The organism is Pimelobacter sp. 30-1, from assembly GCF_018831735.1.
In the GTDB taxonomy this organism is placed as follows: domain Bacteria; phylum Actinomycetota; class Actinomycetes; order Propionibacteriales; family Nocardioidaceae; genus Nocardioides.
Genome location: NZ_NHTS01000006.1, coordinates 501,628 through 526,218 on the forward strand (window position 1 = coordinate 501,628; position 24,591 = coordinate 526,218).

The 24,591-nt window shown below is 76.2% G+C and carries 24 protein-coding genes; 3 read left to right on the plus strand and 21 right to left on the minus strand.

Annotation, left to right across the window (positions count from 1 at the left end; translation table 11 throughout):
* Positions 1-2: 2 nt before the first annotated feature.
* From CCO04_RS17350 to CCO04_RS17445, 20 genes are all read right to left on the minus strand, one after another.
* Complete coding sequence (locus tag CCO04_RS17350; protein ID WP_215815365.1) at positions 3-665, minus strand: hypothetical protein; 663 nt, start codon at positions 663-665, stop codon at positions 3-5.
* Between the two features lie 5 nt (positions 666-670).
* Positions 671-1,816, minus strand: coding sequence for a cellulase family glycosylhydrolase (locus tag CCO04_RS17355; protein ID WP_215815366.1), 1,146 nt, complete (start codon positions 1,814-1,816; stop codon positions 671-673).
* Complete coding sequence (locus tag CCO04_RS17360; RefSeq protein WP_215815367.1) at positions 1,813-2,640, minus strand: polysaccharide deacetylase family protein; 828 nt, start codon at positions 2,638-2,640, stop codon at positions 1,813-1,815. Before CCO04_RS17360 ends, CCO04_RS17355 begins: the two co-directional genes overlap by 4 nt.
* Positions 2,637-3,200, minus strand: coding sequence for a hypothetical protein (locus tag CCO04_RS17365; protein WP_215815368.1), 564 nt, complete (start codon positions 3,198-3,200; stop codon positions 2,637-2,639). Before CCO04_RS17365 ends, CCO04_RS17360 begins: the two co-directional genes overlap by 4 nt.
* Positions 3,197-4,576 (minus strand): O-antigen ligase, encoded by a 1,380-nt coding sequence (locus tag CCO04_RS17370; protein ID WP_215815369.1) that lies wholly within the window; start codon positions 4,574-4,576, stop codon positions 3,197-3,199. Before CCO04_RS17370 ends, CCO04_RS17365 begins: the two co-directional genes overlap by 4 nt.
* A complete protein-coding gene (locus tag CCO04_RS17375) occupies positions 4,573-6,663 on the minus strand; it encodes a glycosyltransferase (RefSeq protein ID WP_215815370.1) in 2,091 nt (696 codons plus the stop codon). Before CCO04_RS17375 ends, CCO04_RS17370 begins: the two co-directional genes overlap by 4 nt.
* A gap of 11 nt (positions 6,664-6,674) precedes the next feature.
* Positions 6,675-8,015, minus strand: a complete 1,341-nt coding sequence (locus CCO04_RS17380; RefSeq protein WP_215815371.1) for a polysaccharide biosynthesis tyrosine autokinase — start codon at positions 8,013-8,015, stop codon at positions 6,675-6,677.
* A gap of 11 nt (positions 8,016-8,026) precedes the next feature.
* Entirely contained in the window at positions 8,027-9,067 is a 1,041-nt protein-coding gene (locus CCO04_RS17385; protein WP_215815372.1) for a glycosyltransferase family 4 protein, read from the minus strand.
* A 6-nt stretch (positions 9,068-9,073) separates the two neighbouring features.
* A complete protein-coding gene (locus tag CCO04_RS17390) occupies positions 9,074-10,039 on the minus strand; it encodes a hypothetical protein (protein ID WP_215815373.1) in 966 nt (321 codons plus the stop codon).
* A 23-nt stretch (positions 10,040-10,062) separates the two neighbouring features.
* On the minus strand, positions 10,063-10,731 hold the full coding sequence (locus CCO04_RS17395; RefSeq protein WP_215815374.1) for a sugar transferase: 669 nt from the start codon (positions 10,729-10,731) through the stop codon (positions 10,063-10,065).
* Entirely contained in the window at positions 10,728-11,123 is a 396-nt protein-coding gene (locus tag CCO04_RS17400; protein WP_215815375.1) for a hypothetical protein, read from the minus strand. Before CCO04_RS17400 ends, CCO04_RS17395 begins: the two co-directional genes overlap by 4 nt.
* 63 nt (positions 11,124-11,186) lie before the next feature.
* On the minus strand, positions 11,187-13,790 hold the full coding sequence (locus CCO04_RS17405; protein ID WP_215815376.1) for a CHAT domain-containing protein: 2,604 nt from the start codon (positions 13,788-13,790) through the stop codon (positions 11,187-11,189).
* Between the two features lie 9 nt (positions 13,791-13,799).
* Complete coding sequence (locus tag CCO04_RS17410; RefSeq protein WP_215815377.1) at positions 13,800-14,396, minus strand: hypothetical protein; 597 nt, start codon at positions 14,394-14,396, stop codon at positions 13,800-13,802.
* A complete protein-coding gene (locus CCO04_RS17415; protein ID WP_215815378.1) occupies positions 14,390-14,953 on the minus strand; it encodes an RNA polymerase sigma factor in 564 nt (187 codons plus the stop codon). Before CCO04_RS17415 ends, CCO04_RS17410 begins: the two co-directional genes overlap by 7 nt.
* 262 nt (positions 14,954-15,215) lie before the next feature.
* Positions 15,216-16,691 (minus strand): dynamin family protein, encoded by a 1,476-nt coding sequence (locus CCO04_RS17420; RefSeq protein WP_215815379.1) that lies wholly within the window; start codon positions 16,689-16,691, stop codon positions 15,216-15,218.
* An 87-nt stretch (positions 16,692-16,778) separates the two neighbouring features.
* The gene (locus tag CCO04_RS17425; RefSeq protein WP_215815380.1) at positions 16,779-18,419 is read right to left on the minus strand and encodes a GTPase domain-containing protein; all 1,641 of its coding nucleotides are present in this window, start codon (positions 18,417-18,419) and stop codon (positions 16,779-16,781) included.
* A gap of 179 nt (positions 18,420-18,598) precedes the next feature.
* The gene (rsrA, locus tag CCO04_RS17430) at positions 18,599-18,889 is read right to left on the minus strand and encodes a mycothiol system anti-sigma-R factor (RefSeq protein WP_215815381.1); all 291 of its coding nucleotides are present in this window, start codon (positions 18,887-18,889) and stop codon (positions 18,599-18,601) included.
* Positions 18,889-19,617: a sigma-70 family RNA polymerase sigma factor gene (locus CCO04_RS17435; protein WP_374197012.1), complete on the minus strand. Its 729-nt coding sequence runs from the start codon at positions 19,615-19,617 to the stop codon at positions 18,889-18,891. The genes rsrA and CCO04_RS17435 overlap by 1 nt, the downstream gene beginning before the upstream one ends.
* A 14-nt stretch (positions 19,618-19,631) precedes the next feature.
* A complete protein-coding gene (locus tag CCO04_RS17440; protein WP_215815383.1) occupies positions 19,632-20,291 on the minus strand; it encodes an alpha/beta family hydrolase in 660 nt (219 codons plus the stop codon).
* Positions 20,288-21,067, minus strand: a complete 780-nt coding sequence (locus tag CCO04_RS17445; RefSeq protein WP_215815384.1) for an SOS response-associated peptidase — start codon at positions 21,065-21,067, stop codon at positions 20,288-20,290. Before CCO04_RS17445 ends, CCO04_RS17440 begins: the two co-directional genes overlap by 4 nt.
* 50 nt (positions 21,068-21,117) lie before the next feature.
* Here CCO04_RS17445 and CCO04_RS17450 point away from each other — a divergent pair, with 50 nt between their 5' ends.
* The 3 genes from CCO04_RS17450 to rsgA are packed head-to-tail and all read left to right on the plus strand — an operon-like array spanning position 21,118 to position 23,955.
* On the plus strand, positions 21,118-21,636 hold the full coding sequence (locus CCO04_RS17450; protein ID WP_215815385.1) for a DoxX family protein: 519 nt from the start codon (positions 21,118-21,120) through the stop codon (positions 21,634-21,636).
* Positions 21,637-21,649: 13 nt separating this feature from the next.
* Positions 21,650-22,948 (plus strand): 3-phosphoshikimate 1-carboxyvinyltransferase, encoded by a 1,299-nt coding sequence (gene aroA, locus CCO04_RS17455; protein WP_215815386.1) that lies wholly within the window; start codon positions 21,650-21,652, stop codon positions 22,946-22,948.
* A complete protein-coding gene (rsgA, locus tag CCO04_RS17460; protein WP_215815387.1) occupies positions 22,948-23,955 on the plus strand; it encodes a ribosome small subunit-dependent GTPase A in 1,008 nt (335 codons plus the stop codon). The genes aroA and rsgA overlap by 1 nt, the downstream gene beginning before the upstream one ends.
* Positions 23,956-24,103: 148 nt before the next feature.
* Here the strand turns inward: rsgA and CCO04_RS17465 are convergent, their stop codons facing one another.
* Positions 24,104-24,550, minus strand: a complete 447-nt coding sequence (locus CCO04_RS17465) for a DUF2231 domain-containing protein (protein ID WP_215815388.1) — start codon at positions 24,548-24,550, stop codon at positions 24,104-24,106.
* Positions 24,551-24,591 lie beyond the last annotated feature (41 nt).

Sequence of the window (24,591 nt, forward strand, 5' to 3'; positions counted from 1 at the left end):
GGTCAGGACTCCGTCCCGCGGACCTCGGTCAGCAGCTGCTCCAGGGCAGCGCAGCGATCGCGCAGGGTGCTCAGCCCGTCGGCCAGCGCACCGGTCGCGGCGGCGAGGGCCTCGTGCAGAGCGATCCCGGCACCGAGGGCGTCACGGAGCTCCTGGCGGGCCTGGGCGCGGGCGCGCTCGGCGGCGATCTCGGCGGCCGCCGACTGCTCGGCGACCCGGCGGCGCGCGGCCGACTCGGCCACCGGCACCGCCGTGCGCCGGGCCTCGGCCCGGACGCTCGCGGCGCTCTCCTCGGCCTGCGCGGTCAGCTCCCCGATGAGCTGGTCGACCCGCTCGCTCCACGCCCGCTCCCAGGCGTCCGCCTCGGCAGAGACCTCGGCTGCCTCGGCCTCGGCGGCCCGGCGGATCCGGTCGGCGACCTGGCTCGCCTCGTGCACCACCGACGCCCCCTGGGCGGCGGCGTCGGCGTGCTCGCGGCGGGCGAGGGCGAGCAGCTCGTCGGCCTGGCGGCGGGCGTCCGCGGTCGCGGACCGGGGCTCGACGGGCTCGGACGCCTCGGACGGCACGGCCGGCACGGTCGGCTCCAGGACCACCGGCTCGGCGGACGTGCCGGCGAGCAGGTCGTCGATCCCCGTCCACGGCGGGCGCTGACGGCGCGGGAACACCGGCCTCACCGTCCCTTCGCCTCGGCCTCGAAGGCCCGCAGCGCGGGCTTCGGCTGCAGGCGGGCGGTGAGCAGCCCGAACCCGTCCTGGTACGACGCACTGCGGCCGTCGACGTCGCGGTACCAGATGATCGGCCCGACGTACGGGTAGCGGTCCCGGATGAGCTGCACGGCCTGGCGCAGGTAGCGCGCCTGCTGGCGCGGCGTGACCGGCCGGTCCCACGGGTTGCCCTCGTTGTCGGTCCCGGTCGACCAGCCGAGCTCGGTCACCCAGATCGCCTTGCGGCGATCGCCCCACTCGTCCATCACCGCGCGCATCGCCGGGGTGTGGGTGAGCCGCCAGACCGCGCCCACCGAGGGGGTGTCGGGCGCGGCGTCGCTCGGCCCGACGTAGGGGTGGGTGGCGAGCGCGTCGAAGCAGCCCTTGGCACCGGCCCGGTAGGCCCGGCCCAGCCAGGCGTCGTCGTTGTACATCAGCCCGCCGAAGAGGACCGGCGCGTCGTCGTACCGCTTGACGGCGGGATAGGCCGCGCACAGCATCCGCGTGTACGTCGCCGGGTCGGCGCCGGCGAAGAACCCATCGAAGTTCGGCTCGTTCCAGATCTCCCAGGCCGCGACCTGGTCGCGCCAGCGCTCGGCGGCCCGGCCGAGCGCCCGCGCGTAGTCCTGCGGGTCGGTCGGTGGGGCGTAGAGGCTGCCGGACGCGCTGGCCCACGCGGGCGTCTGCCAGAACGACAGGATCACCTGGAGGCCGTTGGCCCGGGCGCCGGCGAGGACGTCGTCGATGAGCTCGGCGTACCAGGGCGCGAACGGACCGGGTCCGTCCGGCTCCAGGGTCGACCAGCCGACGTCCACCCGGACCCAGCGGCTGCCGGCGGCGCGCAGCCGCTTCATCACGCGCACGGCGCGGGCGGCGTCGGTGCCGTGGTGCGCGGAGAGCTGGAAGCCGAGGGCGCCGTCGGGCGGACGCCGCGGCGGCCGGGGACGGGCGGCGGGCGTGGCGGCCGGTGGGGCCGCGGCCTCGGTCCGGACCTCGACCCGGGTCGCGTCGGTCTGGGAGCGGGCGTTGAGCTGCCAGGGCAGCGAGGCGCCGAGCGCCCAGAGCCCGATGATGCCGAGCACCACCAGGCTGCGTCGCAGGACCGTGCTCATCGTCCACCTCCGGTGGCCTCGGGTGCGGAGAGCTCCTCGCGCGGCGCGCGGCCGACGAGGTCGTGCGCCGCGCGGCGCAGCAGCGGGAACCGCTCGGTCGCGCGGCGGGCGCGCGGGTAGTGCCGGTGCAGCTTGATCCGGAACGAGCGCAGCGTGTCGGTCGCGTTGACATCGACCCGGCCGGTCGCGAACGGGCCGGCCGCGTCGTGGACGGCGAAGGCGCCGTCGTAGCCGGCGGCGCGCACCGCCGCACGCACCCGGGCGTCGTGGGTCCCGTAGGGGAAGGCGTACGAGCGCACCGGACGGCCGACCACCCGCTCCAGCTCGGTGCGGGCCGCGCCCACGTGGCGGTGCAGGTCGGCGGCGCCGAGCGTGGTCAGGTCGGCGTGGTCGAAGCCGTGCGCGCCGATCGCCATGCCGCCGGCGGCGACCTCGCGGAGCTCGCTCGCTCCCATGAGCGGGTGGCGGTGGCGGGCCGGCAGCCAGTCCGAGCTGCCGCCGACGAGCCCGGCAGGCACGTAGAGGACGCTCGGCACGCCGAAGGACGCCAGCACCGGCGCGGCGTGCTCGCCCACGCCGACGTAGCCGTCGTCGAAGGTGAGGAGCACCGCGCGGCGCGGCAGCGGCGTCCCGGCGCCGGTGCCCGTGCCGGTGCCGGCCGCCAGGTAGGTCGCCTCGTCGATCGGGACGTAGCCCGCCTCGAGGAGGTGCTCGACCTGGTCGCGGAACGCGCGCGGCGTCACGAACATCCCGTGCGGGTCACGCGCGGCGCTGACCCGGTCGACGCCGTGGTACATGAGGACCCGGACTCGCGGCGTGCTCACGGGACCCGCTGCCTGATCTGGTAGATCCCGCCGGCCAGCAGCAGGCCGGCCAGGGTGAACAGGGCGGCGAGGTAGAGCCGGCGCGGTGGGTCCGAGGTGACGCCGGCGCCGCCCGCCTGGACGACGACCACCACCTTGGCCGTCTCGTCGGACTGGCCGAGCTGCTCGGCACGGGCGGCGAGCCCGTTCGCGACGTCGATCGCGGCGTCCTTGTCGGTCGAGGAGGCGGCGATCCGGATCGTCGAGGTGCCGGGGTCGCGCGTGGTGGTCACGTCGACGTCCGGGCGATCGCCCGAGCGGTCGGCGGTGCCGGCGACCATGGCCGCGGTCTCCTTCGCGCCCAGCGCGACGGCGTACTCGTGGGCCTGCATCTCGATGCTGTCGGCGCTCTGCTCGGCGGTCAGCGGGCGCAGCGCGATGGCGCTGGTCGCCGTGTAGGTGGTCGGCATCAGCACGATCAGCTGGACGCCGAAGGTGACCAGCAGCGCGAGACCACCGACCAGCAGTCCGATCGAGCGCCACTGCTCGCGCTGGCGCCGGGCCTGTCCCTCGGTGCTCACCATGGTCGTCTCTCTCCTGTCGGGGGGTGGTTCGGTACGGGTCGGGGCGCGTCGCCGTCGTCCGGGGCGCCGCGGGCCTCGACCGTCATCGCCATGCCGAGCAGGGTCCAGACCAGGCCGGCGACGATCGGGTTGCGCAGGGGCATGTCGAAGACGCAGTGGACGGCGACCGCGCTGAGCGCGGCGAGGACGGCCATGCTCCGCACCCGGGACGGGCCGCCGGGGCGCACCGGTCCGGGACCGGCGAGCACCTGGCGCCGGGCGGCGAGGACGCACCCGGCCACGACCACGAGGCCGAGCGCCAGCCCGACCACGCCGCGGTCGGCCAGGATCGTCAGCGCCAGGTCGTGCGGGTGGTCGGCGGGCTCGGCCGAGATCGCGCTGGCGGTCTGGCCCGCGGCGACCTTGAAGCCGCTCGGGCCGACGCCGAACCACGGGTGCTCCGAGGCCTGGCGCCAGGCCTCCGCCCAGATGAGGGGGCGGTCGTCGTACTGGTTCTGGGTGGGGTCGCCCAGCGAGCGGAGCCGGGCCCCGACGACGCCGAGGACCGGCGTCGAGGCCGGCAGCACCACCGCAGCAGCGGCCGCCGCGAGCACCGTGGCGCCGACGCCCGCGAGGGCCCGCCGGGTGGCCGGCTCGCAGATCGCGAGACCGACGAGGGCGACGACGCCGCCGATCCAGGCGCCGCGCGACATGCTCATCGCCCAGGCCCCGACCAGGCAGGCCGCGGCCAGCCCGAGCACGACGGTCCGGCGGCGGGAACCGGCAGAGACCAGCGCGACGACGGTCAGCGGCAGCAGTGCCGCGCAGAAGATGCCGAGCTCGTTGGGCTGCGCGAACGGACCGGTCAGCCGGCCCAGGACGACGCTGCCTCCCTCCGCGGCCTGGAGCGCCCCGGCCGAGCCCACCGAGGTCAGCGCCATCGCGGCGACCACACCGCCCACGACGACGAGCAGGTCGATCGCGTCGACCTCGCTGCCGGGCCGGAAGGCCACCACGATCGCCAGGCCGTAGCCGAGCGTGAGCAGCGAGATCACGACGCTGGGCACCGCCCGGTCGGGGTCCACGCCGGTCGCGGCCGACACGACGCCGCCGGCGACGCTGAGCGCCAGGCCCAGGAAGACCAGGGACGGCGGGAGCCCGATCCGGTCGAGCACCAGCAGGCGCAGCACCAGGAGCGCGGGGACGGCCATCGCGACGTACGTCAGGCTCAGGCCGGCCCCCGGCACCGCGGTGTCCCCGAAGGGCAGCACCACGATGACCAGCGCCACGGCCAGCGCCAGCGGGCGCCCGCCGACACCGCCGGCCAGCGGCCGCGCCCGGTCGAGGACGACGGCGCGGTAGCCGGGCAGGGGGCTCAGGGTGGGCAGGCTCACGACGTGGGCCTCCCGCGCAGCGCGGCCGAGACCGCGCCGTACGCCTTGGCGAGGTCGCGGGCCGCGGCGACGCCGGGCACCAGGGCCACGGTCCGCACCGGTGCCGGGCCGCGCAGCGCGCGGGCCACCGGCAGCGAGAGGTAGGCGGCACCACCGGCGGCGGCGAGCCCCCGGGACCGGCGCCCGCCGCGCACGGCGACCACCGCCGCGACGCCGTACGCCGCCACGCGGGCCAGGTCGCGGCTGAGCAGCCGGCGGTCGAGCGAGTAGCCGCTGCCCTCGCCGTAGCGGCGGTACATGGTCAGGTTGGCCCGGAAGGTCGGCCGCTGGGCCCACACCACCTCCGCGTCACGCACCATCGCGGCGCGCGCTCCCGCGGCGACGACGCTGCGCCCGAACAGCACGTCCTCGCCCGTCGCGAGGTCCTCGGGGAAGCCGCCGGCCGCGCGCCAGGCCTCGCGGCGGAACGCCACCGAGCGGCCGGTGGGCATGGTCGGGTCGAAGCTGCGGCCCAGGAAGCGTCCGTAGACGCGCACGAGCGGGGTCGGCCGGGCGAGCTCCTCGATCATCGGGTAGCCGACGGCAGCGAGGGCGTGCTCCCAGGCCCGATCGGCCTCGACGCTGTAGGTGCCGGTCCACAGCCCGATCTCGGGGTGCCGGTCGAAGGCCCGGCGCAGCGCGCCCAGCCAGTCGGGGACCGGCGCGCATCCCGCGTCGGTGCAGGCGATCGCGTCGTGCGTCGCCGCGGCGATGCCGAGGTTGCGGCCCTGCGAGATCCCCGCGCCGGGCTCGACGAGCAGCCGCACGCGCGGGTCGCGGAGCGCCAGGTCGGCGAGCAGCTCGGCGGTGCCGTCGGTGGAGCCGCCGTCGACGACGACGAGCTCGTCGTCCGGTCCCAGCTGCGGCAGCAGCGCGCCGAGCAGCGAGCCGAGCGCGGCGCGGTCGTCGAGGACGGTCGTGACGATGCTGATCGGCGGCCCCTCGGGGTCGTGGCCCGCGCCGGGCCGGTGGGCCAGGGCGGCCAGGAAGTCCACGAACGTGCCGGCCGCCTCGGCGGCGTCCGCGAAGGCGCCCGCCCGGCGGGTCGCGGCCTCGCCCAGTCCACGCCGGGCCTCGTCGTCGGCCAGCCGGGCGAGGGCCGCGGCCACCGCGTCCGGGCGACCCGGCGCGACGACGACGGCGCCGTCACCGGCCACCTCGTCGACCGGCGGTACGGCGACCACCGGCACGCCGCCGGTGACCGCCTCGAGCGCCGCCATCCCGAACGCCTCGCGCACCCACGGCTCGGCCGGCGTCGGCCGGGTGAGCACGGCGACCGCGTCGAAGGCGGTCACGATCCGCCCGAAGTCGGGCACCTCGCCCAGGAACCGCACCCGCGCCCCGACACCGAGCGTCGTGGCGAGTGCCGTGAGCCGGTCCCGCTCCCCCGGCTCGGCCGGGTCGGCGATGCCCGCGACGGCGAGCTCCCAGCCGGCCGCGCCGGGCTCGGCCAGCGCGCGGACGGCGTCCTCGACGCCCTTGTAGGCGGTGAGCCGGGTCCCCATGCCCAGCAGCAGCCGGCCCTCGGCCAGGTCCACGCCGAGCCGGGCGCGGGCCGCGGGCCGGGCCAGCGGGAGCTCCCTCCGCGGCGGCGGCAGGACCAGGGCGTTGCCCGGGCTGCGCCCCTCGGTCAGCCAGGAGCTCGTCGAGACCTGCCCGTCGGTGAGCGCGTCGAGCAGCGCCACGACGCGCCCCGAGAACGACGCGTCGTGGCGCACCCACGCGACCGGGACACCGAGCAGCCGGGCCACCGGCGCGGTGACCAGGCCCGCCTTGACGCCGTGCGCGACGACGACGTCGGGCGCGATCCGGCGCAGGTGCGGCAGCAGCCGCGCCTGGGAGCGGGCGATGCCGGCCGCCGAGCGCTCGGCGGGCAGCACCCGGACCTCGTGACCGCGGGCGGTCCACTGCGCGGCGGCCGGACCGTCCCCGAGCGCCACCACGGTCAGGTCGAGCCGGTCGGTGGCGTCGGCGAGGTGGAGCTGCCAGCGCTCCGCACCACCGAGGACGCCGCCGGCCTGCACCACGCAGACCCGGAGCTGGGACATGGTCGGTCCTCTCAGAACGCGCGGGTACGACGGCGCCGGCGGGCGGGCCGGACCCCGAGCAGGACGCTGCCGAGGATCCGCAGCCGGATGCCGCGCAGGTGCTCGGCCGCACGGCGTACGTAGCGCGGGTGCACGCGGCCGGAGGGGACGGTGAGGAGCATCGCGCCGTGGATCGCCATGATCCGGGCGTCCTCGGAGCCGGACACCGGCGGCGCGTGCGCGATCACCACGTCGTAGGCGTCCTCGGTGTCCTGGAGCAGCCCGTGGAAGCGCATCTCGAGCAGGCTCGGCGCGGCGAGGTGGGCGTGGCCCACCGGCAGCACGTGGACCTGCGGGGTCGGGCCGACCATGACGGCCTCGTCGAAGGTGCACGTCCCGGCCATCACGTCGTACAGGCCGGGCTCGCCGGGCGAGTCCAGCGCGGGGTGGACGGCGCCGTCGCGGTCGGCGTTGACCACGAGCACGCGGTGGCCGACCTCGGCGAGCGCGGTGGCCAGGTTGATCTCGGTCCAGCCCGCCCACGGGTCCGAGCCGCTGGCGGAGGCGACGACGAGCAGCCGGCTCGGGTCCTCGGCACTCGCGAACTCCACAGCGATGCGCAGCGCGCGGATCGCCTGGAACTCCTCGGCGTCGAGCTCGAGCGCGGGCACCCCGGCCGGGTCGGCCGGCTTGGGGATCACGCCGAGCACGGCGGTCTCGGAGACCTCGCCCATCTCGTCGGGGTCGGTGACGGTGCGGAACATCCGGTCCGCCGCGACCGCGGCGGCCGCGGCGAGCAGCAGCGCCAGGACCAGGCCGGCCAGGCTGGTCAGCGGGATGTTGGGTGAGCTGAACGTGTCGGGGGCGACCGCCGACTCGGTCACCTTGTAGTCGAAGGACCCGTTGCTCGGGTCGTGGGCCGGCAGCGCCTCGGCGACCAGGTTGGCGATCTCGGCGGCCTTCTTGGGGTCGGCGTCGCGCACGGAGACCTGCACGATCACCGTGCCCTCGACGACCTCGCCGCGCACCTCGTCGGCCAGCCGGGCCGACGAGCGTCCCGCGACGTCGCCGGACACCTCGTCGAGGAGCGGGCGCGAGGAGGCGACGTCCGCGATGGTGCCGAGCAGGTCGGTGTAGCTGACCGCCGACGGCGCCAGCTCGGCCTTGGGCGTGACCGCGATCCGGGCGGTCGCGGTGTACTCGCGCTGGGCGAGCACGAGGCCGGCGGCGACGACATTGGCGACGAGGGCGAACACGAGCAGCACCACCCACTTGCGGCGCCACAGCAACGCGCCGGCGGCGCGCAGGCCGCCGCGCACCGTCAGGGAGCGCGCGTCGGCGTGCTCGATCGGGTCCAGGGATGTCGTGGGCATGGTGGTCGGTCCTAACTGAGGATCAGTGCTGCTGCGGGGGTGTGCTGGTACGCGGTGCCGAGCCGGCGACGCTGCGCCGACGCGGAGTGGTCGGCGGCGAAGGCCAGCGAGCTCACCTGCTCGGCCGACCACTGGCCCGGGTCGAGCAGGCCGGCCACGCGGAGCGCGAGGTCCTCCGGCGAGGCGGCGAGGCCGGGGACGCCGAGGCTCTCCAGCGTCGGGATCCGCCGGGCGACGATCGGGAGGCCCACCGTGGCGGCCTCGATGATGCTCACCGGCGCGCCCTCCCAGGCGGCCGTGTGCACGTAGACCTGGGCGGCGGCCAGGCGGCGCACCACCTCGTCGCGCGAGAGCCACCCGGACACGGCGATGCCGCCCTCGCGCAGGGCCGCCTCGGCACCGGGTTCGCCGCCGCCGAGCCACTCCCACTGGGCCGGCCGGACGCCGGCGTCGTCGAAGGATCGCTTGGCCGCCAGCAGGTGGCGCCAGTCCTTCTGGGAGCTGATCCGGCCGGCGGTCACGACCCGGAGCGGGGTGGCGAAGCGGGCCCGGACGTCGGGCGGGTTGAGCGCCCGGTTGGGCACCGTCACCACGCGGCGGTGGCCGAGGTTGCGGGCCAGCACGGCCTCGTGGGGCGAGCAGGCGACGAGGACGGCGGTGCGTCGTACGAGGGCGCGCTCGATGTGCCGGATGCCGGCCCGGTGCACGGCGCCGATGTCGCGCCGCTCGAAGGCGAAGCAGTGGGGGCTGTAGATCACGTCGACGTCCAGCTCGCCGCCCCGCGCCAGCATCCCGGCGTACGACGAGTGCGCGTGGAGCACGTCCGGCGCCAGCTCGCCCACCTCGGCGCGCAGCGCCCGGGCCGCCGCGAGCGGACCCCGCGGCAGCGCGCCGGTGGTGTGGAACGGGCGTCGCTCGTCGCCGGTGTCCGCGTGGTCGCGGCGCGGCCAGGTCACCAGGTGGTGCTCGATGTCCGGGGTCGCGTCGACCATGGTGAGGACGGAGCTGAGCACTCCTCCCCCCAGGGACTCGACGAGGTGGACGACGCGCATGATCGATCAGTCCTCGTCGGACGCGCCGCGGAACATCGCGCCGAGCTGGCGGCCACTGCGGCCGGCCTCGGTCTCGGTCTCGGCTGCCTCGGTCGCGGGCTCGGGCTCGGCAGCCTCGGCGTCCACCGCGGGCTCGTCGCCCTCGGTCTCAGGCTCGGTCTCGGTCTCGGCCTCGGGCTCGGCGTCCCCCGCGGCCGCGGCGGCCGCGACGTCCGGGACCGGCGGGTTGCGCCGGGTCTCCTCGAGCAGGGCGTCGATGGCCCGGAGCTGGTCCTTGACCGCGGCCATGGCCAGGTCGAGCGCGTGCGCGACCTCGGTCATCGAGGTCTGCACACCGGCGCCGAGGTCCGCGGCCTGGTGGAGCACCTCGCGGGCCCGGCCCCGGATCTCCTCGGCGTCGCGGGCGCCGCGGGCGGCCGCCTCGCCGACGTAGAGGCGTGCGGTCTGCTCGGCCTCGGCCATCGCGGCGCGCATGGCCTCGGTGCGGATGTTCTCCGCGTCCCGCTCGGCCTCCTTGGTCAGGGTGTCCGTGGCGACCTCGACCCGGGCGCGCTGGGCCTTGACCCAGTCGATCGCCTCGCGGCGGGTGCGCTCGGCCTCGGCGTCCGCGTCCGCGCGGACCCGGTCGGCGACGTCGCGGGCCTCGACCACGATCTGCTCGGCCTGCTCGGTCGCGTCGTTGCGCGCCTGGGCGGCCATCGTGAGCATCTCCTGGGCCTGCTGCTGCGCGTCCCGGGTCGCCCGCAGGGTCGCGGCGTGCTCGGTGACCGACAGCGGTGCCGGCGCCGGTGCCGGGGCCTCGGCCGGAGGCGCGGACGGCGGCGGCGAGCTGGGCGGCGGCGAGGTGGGCGGCCCCGAGGTCGGGGTCGCCTCGGGCGCGTCCGCACCACCCTGGAGCTCCGCCAGGACGTCGTCGAACGCCGCGGCAGCCTCCTGCGCGGCGCGATCGCCGGGGCGAGGTCGGTTGAACATCGTGGGTCTCCTCGGTTGGTGGGTCAGTAGGCGCCGCGCGCGCGGAGCACCGCTGGGAGCGTGCGGAGCAGGATCCGCAGGTCCAGCGCGAGCGAGCGGTGGTCGATGTAGTGCAGGTCCAGGTCGACGGCGTCGTCCCACGCCAGGTCGCTGCGGCCGCTGACCTGGGCGAGCCCGGTGACCCCGGGCCGTACGGCGCAGCGCCGGTGCTCGCGCCGGGCGAACCGGGCGACCTCGCGCGGGGTGGTCGGCCGTGGGCCGACGAGCGCCATGGTCCCGTTGAGGACGTTCCACAGCTGGGGCAGCTCGTCGAGCGACGAGCGCCGCAGCCAGCTCCCGACCGGGGTGACCCGCGGGTCGCGGCGCAGCTTGTCCAGGGGGCCGGAGCCGTCGTTGGCCACGGCGAAGAGCGCCTCGGCCGTCCGGGCGGCGTCCCGGCGCATCGTGCGGAACTTGAGGACGACGAACCGGCGTCCGCCGTGGCCCACCCGCTCCTGGCGGAAGAGCACCGGCCCGCGGCTGGTCGTGAGCACGAGCAGGGCGACGAGCACCAGCACCGGGGCCAGCACCAGCAGCGCGCTCGCGGCGACGGTGCACTCGAGCACCCGGCGCAGCCGGCCGTGCGGCAGCACCTCGACGACGGCCGCGGGCCGCTCGGCGAGGGCCGGTCCGGGCTCGGGGAGCGCACTCACGGTTCGGCCCTGCCGGTCGCGCCGAGTCCCGCGGCCCGCAGCTCGACCCGGTAGGCCTCGCGCACGGTCGCCATCAACCGGTCCGCCTCGTCGAGACGCGCGTTGAGCACGGTCAGCCCGGCGTGGCGCAGGGAGTCGGCGTGGCCGAGGGCCTCGGTGACGATGCCGCGCGCCTCGCGATCGGCCTCGGCGAGCTTCTCGGTGGTCAGCCGCAGCGCCATCGAGCGCAGCCGCTGGACCTCCTTGGTGACCAGGCGCAGCAGCCGGGCCGCTTCGGCCGGGCCGACCACGGCGGCGTGCTCGAGCCGCTCCAGGAGGCGGTCGATCTCCCGGTGCGGGAGAAAGGCGGGCCAGTCCGGGGCCGGGTTCGAGTCGCTGTCAGGCTGCGTCACACAGCACTGGTGCGGGGGCGGAGCCCGGTTGATCCACCGGATCCGAACTTTTTTCCAGCCGGCTCAGGACGCGGGCGTGAAGTAGCGGAACGCCGCCCAGTAGTAGGGGTGCGGATGGGTCCGCGCCACGGCCTGGCGGGCGACCCCGAGTGCCGTGCGCGGGGTGTCGCCGGCCGCGATCCGCTCGTAGAAGCGGGCCATCAAGGTGACCGTGACCTCGTCGTCGACCGGCCACAGCGACGCCACCACGCCCGCGGCGCCGGCGCTGAGGCAGGCCCAGGCCAGGCCGATCGGGCGCTGCAGGTGGTGCGCGGCGCGCCCCGACCCGCAGGCGCTGAGGACGACGACGCGCCCGCGCATGTCGAACCGGCCGTCGACCAGCTCACCGGCGGTGAGCCAGCCGTCGCCCAGCCGCAGCGCGGAGAACAGGGGGTTGCCCGGGTGGAAGCGGCCGTGCGCCGCCACGTGCACGAGGTCGACCGAGGCCAGCCGTCCGGCCAGGGCCCGCGCCGTGGCGGCCGCGCCGACCCGGATCTCCGAGCGGACCAGCGTGGCCGCGATCATCTCCGCCTCGGTCGCGATCGCCGGCGCCTCGTCGTCGGGCACCGCGAGCACGAGCACCCGGACGCCGTCCGGTCCGGCCCACGGCCGCTCCGCGGGCTCGAACCCGCCGAGGTCGCCCGCGGGCTCGTGGTCGGACTCGTGGGCGTGGGTCAGCTGCCGGCGCCAGGGACCGCCGACGTCGAGGAGCGCGTCGAACGGGATGCCCAGCAGGTGCCGGTGCCCGGCGACGGGCACCGGCTCGGCGCCGATGTCGGCGAGGAGGTCCTCGAGCGGGAGCACGAGCTGCCCGTACAGCGCGTCGAGCGACGGCGACGAGGCCGAGGTCGCGCCGACCGCCGAGACGAGGTGGCACTCCTGCTGCCAGGCAGCCACCAGCCGGGCGGTCTCGCGTCCGGCGCCGGGGAGCCGGCGCACGTGGACCTGGCCCTCGCGGACCACGAACGCGATCACGTCGGGACCGCTCACCCACAGCTCGAGGGCCGGTCCCTCGGGCACGGGGGCCGGGTCCGGCAGCGGCGCGGTGCGGCCCACGGCCACCCGGTGCCGGGCGCTCTCGATGAGGCTGTCGATGTCGGTGGCCGAGCCGGCGGCCTCGTCGACCTGCCAGCCCTGGGCGTGCCCGCGCAGGGTGGCGAACGCCGAGGCCTTCGCGGAACGCACCCGCTGCCAGGCCTCGATCAGCGCGGCGTGGCCGCCGTCCTCGAGGAGGACGTCGATGAGCTGGTCGCTGGCCTCGGCGACGAGCCCGCCGTGGCCGCCGCCCAGGCGCGGGCGCTGGGCGAGCAGGTGGCCCATCTCGCAGGCGGCGCGCAGCTCCTCGGCGGCCTGCTTGGTGCAGCCCGCCTCCTGGAGCCGCCGGGCCCGGACCATCCGCAGCTCCAGGCGGAGCTCGGGCCGGCCGAGCCGGTCCACCTCGGCCGAGGCGGCCGCGATGCGCGCCTCGGCCTCGTCCGGATCCCGGGTCGCGCGGGCCAGCAGGATGGCCGCGCGGACCCGGGACGTGTCGGTCGCCGTGTCGTCCTGGAGCAGGCCGACGAGCTGGAGCACCGCCGCGCTCCGCGGCGCGGCGCTCCGGGCGAGCAGGATCCGGGCCTCGTCCCGGACCACGACGTCGCCGCACTCGCTCGCCAGCTGCTCGGCGGCGGTGAGCGCGTGGTGCGCGAGGTCGGCCCGGCCGACCCGCTGCGCGGCGACGGCGCAGACGAGCTCGGCGCGGGCGCAGGCGGCGATCCGCCCGGTGTCCCAGAAGGCGTCGCGGGCCGCGCGGCCCCGGTCGTAGGCCTCCTCGGCCCGGCCCACGCTGAGCAGCGCCTCGGCCAGTGCCCGGTCCCGCTCGGCCAGGCCGGCGCCGAGCTCGGCGAGCAGCGGGCCCACCCGCTCCAGCAGCTCGATCGCCGCGATCGGGCTGCCGGCCGCGGCCAGCGCCTCCGCGATCGGTACGACGGCCGCGGCCGCGAGCCGGGTCGCCCCCTGCTCCAGCGCCTCGCGGCGCGCGTCGCAGAGCAGCTCGATGGCCCGGTGCACCAGCCCGTCGGCGACGAGCACCTGGCCGCGCTGCAGCGCGATCCGGGCCACCTCGAAGCGGTCGCCGAGCCGGCGGGCGAGGTCGTCGGACAGGTCGAAGTGGCGCACCGCGGCGGCCAGGTCGCCGCGCGCCGCGTGCGCGCTGCCGAGCTGGCGGTGGGCGGTGAGGTGGAGCCGGGTGGCGAGCTCCTCGTCGACGGTGCTGCCCTGCTCGATGCCGGTGAGGATCCGCTGGACGACGAGCACCACGTCGGCGTACTCCCCCGCGGCGAGCATCGTCGCGGTCCGGCCGAGCATCGCCCCGCGCGCCTCGAGCGAGCGCCCGGCCGCGAGCCAGGCCATCCGGGAGCGCTGGTAGCCGGTGATCGCGCCGAGCAGGTCGCCGCGCAGCAGGCAGAGCTCGCCGCGGACGCCCTCGAGCCGGGCCCGGTGCTCGTGGTCGTGCGGCCCGTCGGCACGGGCCGCGGCCTCGTCCAGGAGCGCGACGCAGCGCTCGACGTCGCGGTGCCGCAGCTCCTCCGCCTCGTCGATCAGCCGCGCGAGCGCATGCTCGCGAGGCTCGACGACCTCGGTGACCATGACCGTCGCTCAGGCTCGGGTGAGGTCGAGCGGAGCGCTGACCCGCGCGTCGCGCACCGCGATGCGCAGCTCGTCCACACTCTGCGGCACCTGGAGCAGCTCGAACCGGCCGTCGGCCGTGGTCCGGGCCCGGCGCCGGACGGTGCCGTCCTCGAGCAGCGTGACGTCGGCCGCGGCGGCGCCCTCGTCGAGGAGCAGCAGCCCGTGCAGGTCGACCTCGCCGGCCCCCGCCCGTCGTACCTCGACGACGAACCGCCCGTGCTCGGTCTCGAACGCCAGGTGGGTGTGGTCGAGCAGGTCGGCCGACCGGGTGCCGGTCATCGCCTCGCGGGTGTCGTAGAGCAGGTGCGCGGTGGCCCAGCGCACCTCGGGCGGCAGGTTCGCGGCATCGTCGAAGAGCCCGCGCAGGCGCGCGCTCAGCTCGGGCGGCGGGGTCTCCAGGGGCAGCCGGCGGGCGTCGGCGAGGAACTGCGTCATCCACGCGGCGGCACCGGCGGAGTCCTCGTCGGCGGCGACCTCGGCGGCGACCTGGTCGGCGCGCTCGTCGGGCAGCCGGCCCTCGATCCAGTCGACGATCTCGGTGAACGTCGGGCGCCGGGTCACCATGCCTCGCCCTCCGTGAGGATCGCGCGCAGCTTCTCCAGGCAGCGCCCGCGGAGCGGGCCGATGCCGCCGATCGACCGGCCGAACCGCTCCGCGATCTCAGCGTAGCTGGGGCTCTCCGGGTCGAGGTAGAGCGCTTCGAGCAGGCTGCGGCAGGTGCCGCCGAGCTCGGCGAGCGCGTCGTGCAGGGCCAGGACGGCAGCCCAGTCCTCCGAGGAGTCGTCGACCGCCTCGGGCGCCTCGTCGAGCTGGATGTCGCGCCGGCTGAGGTTGCGCACCCGCCAGGACTGGCGCCGGGTGACCGTCATCAGCCAGGACGCGAGCCGCTCCTCGTCGCGGATCCGGCCGAGCGCGTCGAGCAGGGCGACGAACGTGCCCTGGGTGACGTCGGCGGCGTCCTCCTCGGAGAGGCCGTTGCGGCGGGCGACGGAGTAGACCAGGCGCTCGTAGCGGGCGACCAGGAGGTTCCACGCCTCGCCGTCGCGGCGCCGGCAGCGCTCCAGCAGCTCGGCGTCGGTGGGCTCGGCGGTCTGCGCACGGGGTGCGCGCAGCGGGATCACGGTGGCCGAGGAAGGGTGGCTCGGCCGGTCTGCCGCGCGCCGGGGACCGGGCGCGGCCAGTGCTTCGGAGGACCGGGACGTCATCGTGGGGTGTCGACTTTCGGGCGCGGGAGCACCGGCGCGATCGGCGCGTGGCTCCCTCTCGATGGGTGGGGCGAGCAGGTCCCGAGTCCGCTCGTCAACAGAACGCGAAGCGTGACCGGCTGTCACGGAAACCGGCCGCGGCGTTCTCATACCTGATATGTCGCCGGACGGCACCGGATCACCGGCCGGTCCGCGACGCGGCAGCCGTGTCCAGACCTGCCCGGAACCGGCCGTACGACGACAGCTCGGCGCGCACCGGATCGAGCACCTGGGCGCGCAGCACCCGCGCGATCACCCGGCCGCTCTCGTCGTCGTCGCCCGCCGTGGGCAGGCCGGCCCGGGCCGACGCCGCGGTCACCACCCGGTGGGCGCCGCCGGCGAGCGCGAGGCCCACCGCGAGCAAGCCGATGCCGATGCCGACCCCGGCCGGCAGTCCGAGCAGGCCGGTGAGCGAGCCGGCGAGCAGCAGCAGCCCGAGGCCCGCCGCGGCCAGTCCCGCGAGCCGGGCACCGGCCCAGGGTCCGGCCGGGCGCGGTGCCACCGGGGCGGGGAGCGCGGCGAGCTCGGCGTCGAGCCGGTCGGCGGTGCGGTCCAGGTGGGCGGTCGCGGCCGCCCGGACGGGTGCGCCCCAGGCGTCGGTCAGGTCGCGGGTCGCCTCGTCGGCGAGCGCACGCACCGCGGCGTTGACCGCCGAGCGGTCGACCGGACCGCGCCGGCGGGTGCCGCTGGCCTGGGCGACCCGGCGCTCGAGGTCGGCCACCCACACGTCGGGGACGGCGCCGGGCGCCTCGCCCGCGGCGGCCCGCAGCCGGTCGGTCGCGGCCGCCAGGTCGGCCAGCGCGCGCCGCTCGGCGTCGCGGTGGTCCTCGACCCGGCGCCGGATCGCGGCGCGCAGCTCCTCGATGCCCGTCCCGTGGCGGGCGCTGACGCCGAGGATCCGCGGGTCGCGCATCCCGTCGGCGACGAGCACCTTGCGCAGGTCGCGCAACAGGTCGGGGCGGTTCTCCTCGGGCACCGTGTCGAGGTGGTTGAGCACCACCATCGTCACATCGCGGTGCCCGGCCAGGGGCCGCAGGAAGCGCTGGTGGATCGCGGCGTCGGCGTACTTCTGGGGGTCGACCACCCAGATCAGCGCGTCGGCGAGCGCGACGACGCGCTCGGCCTCGTCGTGGTGTGCCGTGCGGATCGAGTCGTGGTCGGGCAGGTCGAGCAGCACCAGTCCCTCGGGCAGCGCGGCCCGCGGCGTGCTCGTCGCCAGGGACGGGCGGTGGAACCGTCCGGCCGCCGGGACGCCGAGCCAGTCGAGCAGCGCGGCGACGTCGTCACCCTCGCCCTCGCCGTCCCCGGGCTCCTCGTCGCTCCAGACCAGCGCGGTCGCGACCGACGTGGTCGGCCGCTGGGCCCCCGCTGTCGAGAGCTCCGCGCCGGCCAGGGCGTTGAAGGTCGTCGACTTGCCCGACCCGGTGGCGCCCGCGATCGCGACGACGGTGTGCGCCGACGACAGCCGCAGCCGTCCCGCCGAGCGCTCCGCGACCGCCGCGACGTCGTCCAGCAGGACGTCGTCGAGGTGGCCGCGCGCCTCGGCGACCGCTCGTTCGAGCCCGTCGACCCTCCTGCGCAGGGCGCCGTCGCGCGCCCCGGGTCGCTCCGGCACACCTCCCGCGGCCGGTGCCTCCCGGAATGCTGCTCCCAGTCCTCCGCTTCCCATCCCCACTCCCTCCCTCATGGTGCTGCGTCTCCCTCAGCCGTCTCGGCCGTCTCTGCCGACCCGGACCACCCCGTGCCCGGCGGCCCGCAGCCGCCCCGGCGCGTCGGGGGTCAGTCGCCAGCTCCGCACGGGCGCCAGGTAGCGGTCGCGCTCACCGGCGAGCAGGTCGGCGACCGTCGTCCGGATCCCCGACCGGGCGGCCGCGACCGGGCCGCTCCCCTGGTCCGCGCCCGGCGCCGCGACGGCGCACACCGCGAGCGCGGCCGCGATGCCGCGCGCGGCCGGGTCGCCGGCCCCGAGGCCGCGGCGCCAGGCCGCGATGTCGCTACGAGCGCGCGCCGCCAGGCGCCGTCCGGGCCGGGTGAGGTCCTCGTCGCTCCAGCTGAGCAGGGCGTCGCCGTGGCCGGTGGCCCGCAGCCGGCGGGCCGCCTCGCCCGCGGCGCGCTCGGCGTGGTCGACGACGAGTCCCTCCAGGGCCAGGTCGAGGGCGAGCTCGAGCCGGACCAGCCGGGCCTCCTGGTGCTCGGCCGGCGTCGCGAGCAGGCGCTCGCGCACCCGGCGGACCATCTCGGCCATCGGCAGCGCGTCGTCGGTGCCGACCAGGTCGCTCCACTGCGAGCGGAGGTCCCCGCGCAGCACCGTGCCGTCGGTCAGCGCCGTCAGCAGCCCGGTCCGCGCGCTCGCGTAGGCGTCGTCGACGGCCCCGAGCAGCGCGCCGATCGCGGCCACCTGGCGCTCGGCGGCGTCGGCCACCTCGGCCGCCACCGCCGCGGCCTGGACCACCGCGCCCGCCACGCACTGCCGGGCGATCGAGCGGCGGGTGGCCGGCGATCCGGAGAGCTCGTCGAGCGCACCCCGGATCTCGCCGACCTGGGGCGAGCGCAGCAGGCCCTGCTCGACCGGGCCGTGCTGGACGAAGACCAGCTTGCCGCGGCCGATCCCCCGCTGGTCGAGCTGGGCGGTGAGGTCGGCCGACACGGTCGCCAGGTCCTCGGCCGGGATCCGGTTCATCACCACCAGGAGCGGGGTGCCGCGGTCGCGCGCGATGTCGAGCTGCTCCCAGGGCAGCTGGTCGGCGTACCGGGCCGCGGAGGTGACGAAGAGCCACATGTCCGCCGCCGCCAGCAGCCGGGTCGCCAGGGCCCGGTTGGTGAGGTCGATGGAGTCGAAGTCGGGGGCGTCGAGCAGGGCCACCCCGGGCGGGACCGCCGGGGTCGCGACGAGCTGGACCGAGCCCGGGTCGTGGGTCGGGACGCCGACCCGCTCGAAGGCCGGCAGCACGCCGTCGCGCCCGAACCAGCGCGCGTCGTCGGGGTGGTGGACCAGCACCGGCGAGCGGGTGGTCGGGCGGATCATGCTCGACTGCGAGACCACCTCGCCGACGAGGGTGTTGACCAGCGTCGACTTGCCGACCCCGGTCGGGCCGCCGACGACGACGAGGATGGGCCGCTCCGGCGCGCTGAGCCGCGGCAGCAGGTAGTCGTCGAGCTGCTCCAGGAGCTGGGTACGCCGTCCGCGCAGGTCCCAGGTGCCCGGCAGCGCGAGGGGCAGCGGCGCCGCGAGCAGGGCCGTGCGCAGCGCCGTGGCGAGCGCGACCGGGTCAGCAGGGGCGGCCGGGTCGGCAGGGGCGGGCCGGAGGCGTGCCGGTGCCGGGTTCGCATCGACCGCTGTCACTTCCGCAAGGCCCGCTTCCGGTGTCGTACCCGGCGCCGCGGGGCCGAGGTGCCCGTGCGGCCGCGCGCGGGCCGCACCAGCACAACCCGGTGCGGTCCCGGAGGACACGGACCGGGGTCAGCGGCGTGACCAGATCCGAGAACGAGGCCCGGCGAGGGTCCTCACGAGCCCCCGGAGGCTCAGGAGTCGGTGATCCGGACCTGGATCTGCTGGATCTGGATCCGCACCCGCTCGCGCAGCTCGGCCGGCGCGGTCTCGCCGCAGGAGCGCGCCACGACCGCCTTGACCGTGCGCTGGAGGTCGTAGCGCTCCAGACAGGGGCTGCAGGAGTCGATGTGGGCGCGGACGACCGCGCAGTCACCGGCCTCGAGCTCGTTGTCGATCAGCCGCACGATGCGCTCGAGGAAGTCGGCGCACTCGGCGTTGCTGGGGTCGTCGCTCACGTGCACGTGGTCGAGGTGCTCGGACATCACAGACCTCCGTCGAGGGGGGCGTCGCCGCCCGTGCGGACGTAGTCGGACAGCATGTCGCGCAGCTGACGACGGCCGCGGTGCAGGCGGGACATGACGGTCCCGATCGGCGTGTCCATGATCTCGGCGATCTCCTTGTACGCGAAGCCCTCGACGTCGGCGAGGTAGACCGCCAGCCGGAACTCCTCGGGCAGGCGCTGCAGGGCGTCCTTCACCTGGCTGTCGGGAAGGTGCTCGAGCGCCTCCATCTCCGCCGACTTGAGGCCGGTGGAGGTGTGCGACTCCGCACGGGCGAGCTGCCAGTCCTCGACGTCGCCGGTGTCGCCGGCGAGCGCCTGCTGGGGCTGGCGCTGCTTCTTGCGGTAGTTGTTGATGAAGGTGTTCGTCAGGATCCGGTAGAGCCACGCCTTGAGGTTGGTGCCCGGCCGGAACTGGTGGAACGCCGAGAAGGCCTTCGCGAAGGTCTCCTGGACCAGGTCCTCGGCGTCCGCGGGGTTGCGGGTCATCCGCATGGCGGCGCCGTAGAGCTGGTCGAGGAACGGCAGCGCGTCGCGCTCGAACCGGGCCGCGCGCGCCTCGGGGGTCTCCGTGGCGACGTCGACCTCCTCGCCGGCACCTTCAGGGGTGGCGTCGAGGTCGGTGTCGAGGGACGAAAGATCGGAAGTCTCGGTCATCGCGTCCCAGCCTACGGTGCTTCCCGTCGTGGGGCGCTCCAGCGTCGCGATCATGGAGGCAGAACGCCTCAGGGGGTGCCCTCATTCCCCACGACCTCGCGCACGATCCACTCCAGGGCCGACTCGACGACGATGCCCATCGCCTCGTCCTCGCTGACCGGCCCCTTCTTGGGCACGGCGAGCCCGTGGTCGGCACCGGGGACGACGGCAAGGTCGGTGCGCCCGGGCAACGGGTCGGGGAACTCCTCGGGGCGGCCCATCGGGTCGCGCTCCCCCTGGACCACCAACGTCGGCACGCCCGCGCCGGCCAGCTCGTCGAGCCGGGAGCGCTCGGGCTTGCCCGGCGGGTGCAGCGGGAACGAGATCGCCAGGCAGCCGGCGGCGCCGAGCTCGACGGCGGTGCGGCAGGCGGAGCGGGCTCCGGCGGAGCGACCGCCGACGACCAGCGGGGTGCGGACCCGCAGCGCGGCCGCGGCGGCCCGCAGACCGACGTCCAGGGTCGGCGGCGGGGTGGCGACCTTGCGGCCCGCGCGACGCCACGGCTGCTCGAACCGGGCGACGGTGATCCCCTGGCCGGGCAGCTGGGCGGCGAGGGCGACGAGGTCACGGGCCTCGATGCCGCCGCCGGCACCGTGGCTGACCAGGAGCGTCGCGATCGGCCTGCGCGCCCGGCGTACGACGAGCCGGCCCTCGCCGAGGTCGGTCGCGACGATGCGCTCGTCGCTCACAGCAGGGTCCCCTGTCCGTCGTCGTCCTCGGGCCCGGCGTCCTCGAGCGGGACGGGCTGGACCAGCTCGGGCCCGTTGTTGGCGACATTGCCCACCGCCGTCCCCACCGGGTACGCCGTCAGGCCGGTCTGCTGCGCCGGGCGCAGCAGCGCGGGCAGCTCACCGGCGGGGGTGCGCGGGTCGAGCCACTCGTGGCGCCGCTCTCGGGTCACGATCAGCGGCATCCGGTCGTGGATCCGGCCGAGGTCGTCGGTGGCCTCGGTGGTCAGCACCGTGCAGGTCCAGCGGAAGCGGTCCTCGGCGTCCTCGGGCTTGGCCGGGTCGCGCCAGATCTCGTAGAGCCCGGCCATGCCCAGCACCGAGCCGTCGCCGGGGGTGATGAAGAACGGCTGCTTCTTGGGTTTCCCCTTGGGCGTCTTCTGCTGGGTCTCGTACCACTCGAAGTAGCCGTCGGCCGGCAGGATGCAGCGCCGGGCGGCGAACGCCTTGCGGAAGGCGGGCTTCTCGGCGACCGTCTCCATCCGGGCGTTGATCATCCGGCTGCCGATGCTCGCGTCCTTGGCCCACGACGGCACCAGGCCCCAGCGCAGCGCGCGCAGCTGGCGCACGGGCTCCTCGCTGCCGTCCTTGGCCAGCCGCTCCAGGACGGCGTAGACCGGATCGGTCGGGGCGACGTTCCACGACGGGGGGATGGCCTGCTCGAGGCGCGGGTCGAGCACCTCGAACTCCTCGACCAGGTCCTCGGGGCTCCGGCTGGAGGCATAGCGCCCGCACATGGCGGTCAATCTAGCGGTCTGCACCGACCACGTCTGGGTACCGACCGGCCATGGCACTGAGCAGACTGATCGCCCGGCCGCTGCTGGCGTCGTACTTCCTGGCCAACGGCGTGCAGGACCTCAAGGAGGCGCCGGCGCTCGCGCAGCAGGCGGCGCCGGTGACCGAGCAGGTCGTGCCCGTGGTCGACGGCGCGACGCCCGACAGCGTGAACGTCCCCCGCGACCCGGTGCTGTGGGTGCGGGCCAGCGGCGTGATCCAGGTGGTGGCCGGCTTCGGGCTGGCCACCGGACGGCTCCCCCACCTCTCGTCCGCGGTGCTGGGCGCGACGCTCGTGCCGTCGACGGCCGCCCGGCACCGGTTCTGGGAGGCCACGGACAAGGACGAGCGGCGCGAGCAGCTGACCCACTTCCTCAAGAACACGGCGCTGGCCGGCGGACTGCTCATCGCGGCGCTCGACACCGCTGGGAAGCCGGGCCTGGCCTGGCGCACCCGGCACGCCGGTCACGACGCCCGGCGCGAGGCCGCGCTCCTCGGCGCCAAGGCCAAGGCCAAGGCGCACCTTCACTAGACTCAGGCGGGAGATGACGACTCCCGCGCAGCACGCCGACCTCTGGCCCGCCCCCACCGTGACCGCTCCGGTCGCGGCGACCGTCACCCTCCCCGGCAGCAAGTCGCTGACCAACCGGGCCCTGGTGCTGGCCGCGCTGGCCGACGGACCGTCCGTCGTACGCCGGGCGCTGCGCTCGCGCGACACCCTCCTCATGGCGCAGGCGCTGACCGCGCTCGGCGCGCACGTCGACACCACCGGCGACGACTGGGCGGTGACGCCGCTCGACGGCTCCGTGCCCGGCGACCGGGCCGAGGTCGACTGCGGGCTGGCCGGCACCGTGATGAGGTTCGTCCCGCCCGTGGCGGGCCTGGTCCGCGGCGAGGTCGCCTTCGACGGCGACGCCCACATGCGCAAGCGGCCGGTCGGCGAGATCCTCACCGCCCTCGGCGGGCTCGGGATGCGGATCGACTCCGCCGACGGCGCGCTGCCCTTCACCGTGCACGGCGCGGGCACCGTCGCCGGCGGGACCGTCGTGGTCGACGCCTCGGCGTCCTCGCAGTTCGTCTCGGCGCTGCTGCTCGCGGGCTCGCGGTTCGCCGGAGGCGTCGACGTACGCCACGAGGGCGAGCCGATCCCCTCGCTGCCCCACATCGAGATGACGATCGCGATGCTGCGCGACCGCGGCGTCGCGGTCGACGACAGCGACGCCGACCGGTGGACGGTCGCCCCGGGTCCGGTCGCGGCCCACGACGAGGCGATCGAGCCCGACCTCTCCAACGCCGCCCCCTTCCTCGCCCTGGCCGCCGTGTCCGGCGGCTCGGTCACCGTGCGCGACTGGCCACAGGCGACCACCCAGGCCGGCGACGCCCTGCGCGACCTGCTGGCCCGGATGGGCTGCACCGTCGAGCGGACCGCCGAGGGCCTGCGCGTCACCGGACCCGCCGACGGGTGGCGCGGGCTCCAGGGCCTCGACGCCGACCTGCACGACGTGGGCGAGCTCGCCCCCGCCGTGGCCGCGCTCTGCGCGCTCGCCCAGACCCCCTCGCACCTCACCGGGATCGCGCACATCCGCGGGCACGAGACCGACCGGCTCGCCGCCCTCGCCGCCGAGCTCGGCCGCCTCGGCGCCGACCTCGACGAGCACCCCGACGGCCTCACGATCCGTCCCGCCGCGCTGACCGGCGGCGTCTTCCACACCTACGCCGACCACCGGATGGCCCACGCCGCCGTCATCGTCGGCGCCGCCGTCCCCGGCGTCCTGGTCGAGGACGTCGCCACCACGAGCAAGACCTTCCCCGACTTCGCGGACTTCTGGTCCGGGCTCCTCTGATGCCCCGGTACGACGAGCACGACGTCGAGCACTACGACCGTCCGCGCCGGCGTACCCGTCCCCGTACCAAGGAACGCCCCGCCCACGAGGACGCCGTCGACGGCGTCGTCGTCACCGTCGACCGCGGCCGGTTCACGCTGCTCGTCGGCGACCAGGTCGTGATGGCCATGAAGGCCCGCCCCCTCGGCCGCAAGGGCGTCGTCGTCGGCGACCGGGTCCGCGTCGTCGGCGACGTCTCCGGCGCCGACGGCTCCCTCGCCCGGATCGTCGAGGTCACCCCGCGCCAGACCATCCTGCGCCGTACCGCGGACGACGACGACCCGGTCGAGCGCGTCCTCGTCGCCAACGCCACCCAGCTCGTCGTCGTCACCGCCCTCGCCGACCCCGAGCCGCGCCCCCGGCTGATCGACCGCGCCCTCGTCGCGGCGTACGACGCGGGGCTGGCGCCGCTGCTCTGCCTGACCAAGTCCGACCTCGCCGACCCCGAGGTGCTGCTGTCGACGTACCGCTCGCTGGGGGTGCCGTGGGTGGTCACCCACCGTGGCCCCGACCGCACCATCCAGGGACTCGACGAGGTCAAGGAGCGGCTCTCGGGCCAGGTGAGCGTGCTGGTCGGCCACAGCGGCGTCGGCAAGTCCACGCTCGTCAACGCCCTGGTCCCCGACGCCCGCCGCGAGACCGGCCACGTCAACGCCGTCACCGGCCGCGGCCGGCACACCTCCACCTCCGCCGTCCTGCTCCCCCTGCCCACCTGGGGCCAGGGCGGCTGGATCGTCGACACCCCCGGCATCCGCTCGTTCGGGCTCGCCCACGTCCAGCCCGAGCACCTCATCGAGGCCTTCCCCGACCTCGACGAGATGACCGAGGACTGCCCCCGCGGCTGCACCCACGGCGAGGAGGAGCCCGAGTGCGGGCTCGACGAGGCCATCGCCCGCGGCGAGGCCGACCCGGTCCGGGTCGCGTCGTTCCGGCGGCTGCTCGCCGCGCGGTCCGTGACGGACTACTGAACCGACGGCGCGAGCGCGTCGCTCGTACCTCGCGCCGCGCTGCCGCGCACGCGGTCGAGGCCGCTGTGGCGCCGGGCCTCCGGGCGACCAGACGGCCGGCTCGCCGAAAGCTCGGCTTCTCGCGGCGACCGGCGACCCGCGCGACCCGTCAGTCGATGCGCCAGGTCGCCTGCGCACCGGCGTCGCCGGTCAGCACGACGAGCACCAGCGTGACGAGCCCCGCGACCACGGTGAGCAGCGTCAGCACCGCCCGGGTCGCCCCGGTACGGCCGTGGAACCAGGCCGCGGCCAGCGCCACCACCGCGAACACCGAGGCCCCGATCCGCAGCCGCTTGGCCCAGGTCTCGTGGTCGGCGATCCGGTCGGCGAGGGTGCCGGTGACGGCGCCGAAGCGGTCCGTGCGCAGGTTCTCGCCGGAGAGGTAGGCGACCCAGACGGCCGCGGCGGCGAGCACCGCGAGCACCACCAGCGGCCAGCGGAGCCGGTCGCGCCAGGAGGGGACGGCGTACCCGACGGCGACGAGGCCGGCGACCGGGGTGAGCACCACGGCGGCATGGACCACGAGCGGGTGGAGGGGAACGCCGTTGATCTCCATGGTTGAAGAGTGCACTACCCACCCGGCTCCGAACCAGACCC

Excerpts from the sequence above, each read along its gene's own strand:
- CCO04_RS17355 (WP_215815366.1), bottom strand. The coding sequence starts at position 1,816 with ATGAGCACGGTCCTGCGACGCAGCCTGGTGGTGCTCGGCATCATCGGG.
- CCO04_RS17375 (WP_215815370.1), bottom strand. The coding sequence starts at position 6,663 with ATGTCCCAGCTCCGGGTCTGCGTGGTGCAGGCCGGCGGCGTCCTCGGT.
- CCO04_RS17380 (WP_215815371.1), bottom strand. The coding sequence starts at position 8,015 with ATGCCCACGACATCCCTGGACCCGATCGAGCACGCCGACGCGCGCTCC.
- CCO04_RS17385 (WP_215815372.1), bottom strand. The coding sequence starts at position 9,067 with ATGCGCGTCGTCCACCTCGTCGAGTCCCTGGGGGGAGGAGTGCTCAGC.
- CCO04_RS17390 (WP_215815373.1), bottom strand. The coding sequence starts at position 10,039 with ATGTTCAACCGACCTCGCCCCGGCGATCGCGCCGCGCAGGAGGCTGCC.
- CCO04_RS17405 (WP_215815376.1), bottom strand. The coding sequence starts at position 13,790 with ATGGTCACCGAGGTCGTCGAGCCTCGCGAGCATGCGCTCGCGCGGCTG.
- CCO04_RS17410 (WP_215815377.1), bottom strand. The coding sequence starts at position 14,396 with ATGGTGACCCGGCGCCCGACGTTCACCGAGATCGTCGACTGGATCGAG.
- rsrA (WP_215815381.1), bottom strand. The coding sequence starts at position 18,889 with ATGTCCGAGCACCTCGACCACGTGCACGTGAGCGACGACCCCAGCAAC.
- CCO04_RS17435 (WP_374197012.1), bottom strand. The coding sequence starts at position 19,617 with ATGATCGCGACGCTGGAGCGCCCCACGACGGGAAGCACCGTAGGCTGG.
- CCO04_RS17445 (WP_215815384.1), bottom strand. The coding sequence starts at position 21,067 with ATGTGCGGGCGCTATGCCTCCAGCCGGAGCCCCGAGGACCTGGTCGAG.
- CCO04_RS17450 (WP_215815385.1), top strand. The coding sequence starts at position 21,118 with ATGGCACTGAGCAGACTGATCGCCCGGCCGCTGCTGGCGTCGTACTTC.
- aroA (WP_215815386.1), top strand. The coding sequence starts at position 21,650 with ATGACGACTCCCGCGCAGCACGCCGACCTCTGGCCCGCCCCCACCGTG.
- rsgA (WP_215815387.1), top strand. The coding sequence starts at position 22,948 with ATGCCCCGGTACGACGAGCACGACGTCGAGCACTACGACCGTCCGCGC.
- CCO04_RS17465 (WP_215815388.1), bottom strand. The coding sequence starts at position 24,550 with ATGGAGATCAACGGCGTTCCCCTCCACCCGCTCGTGGTCCATGCCGCC.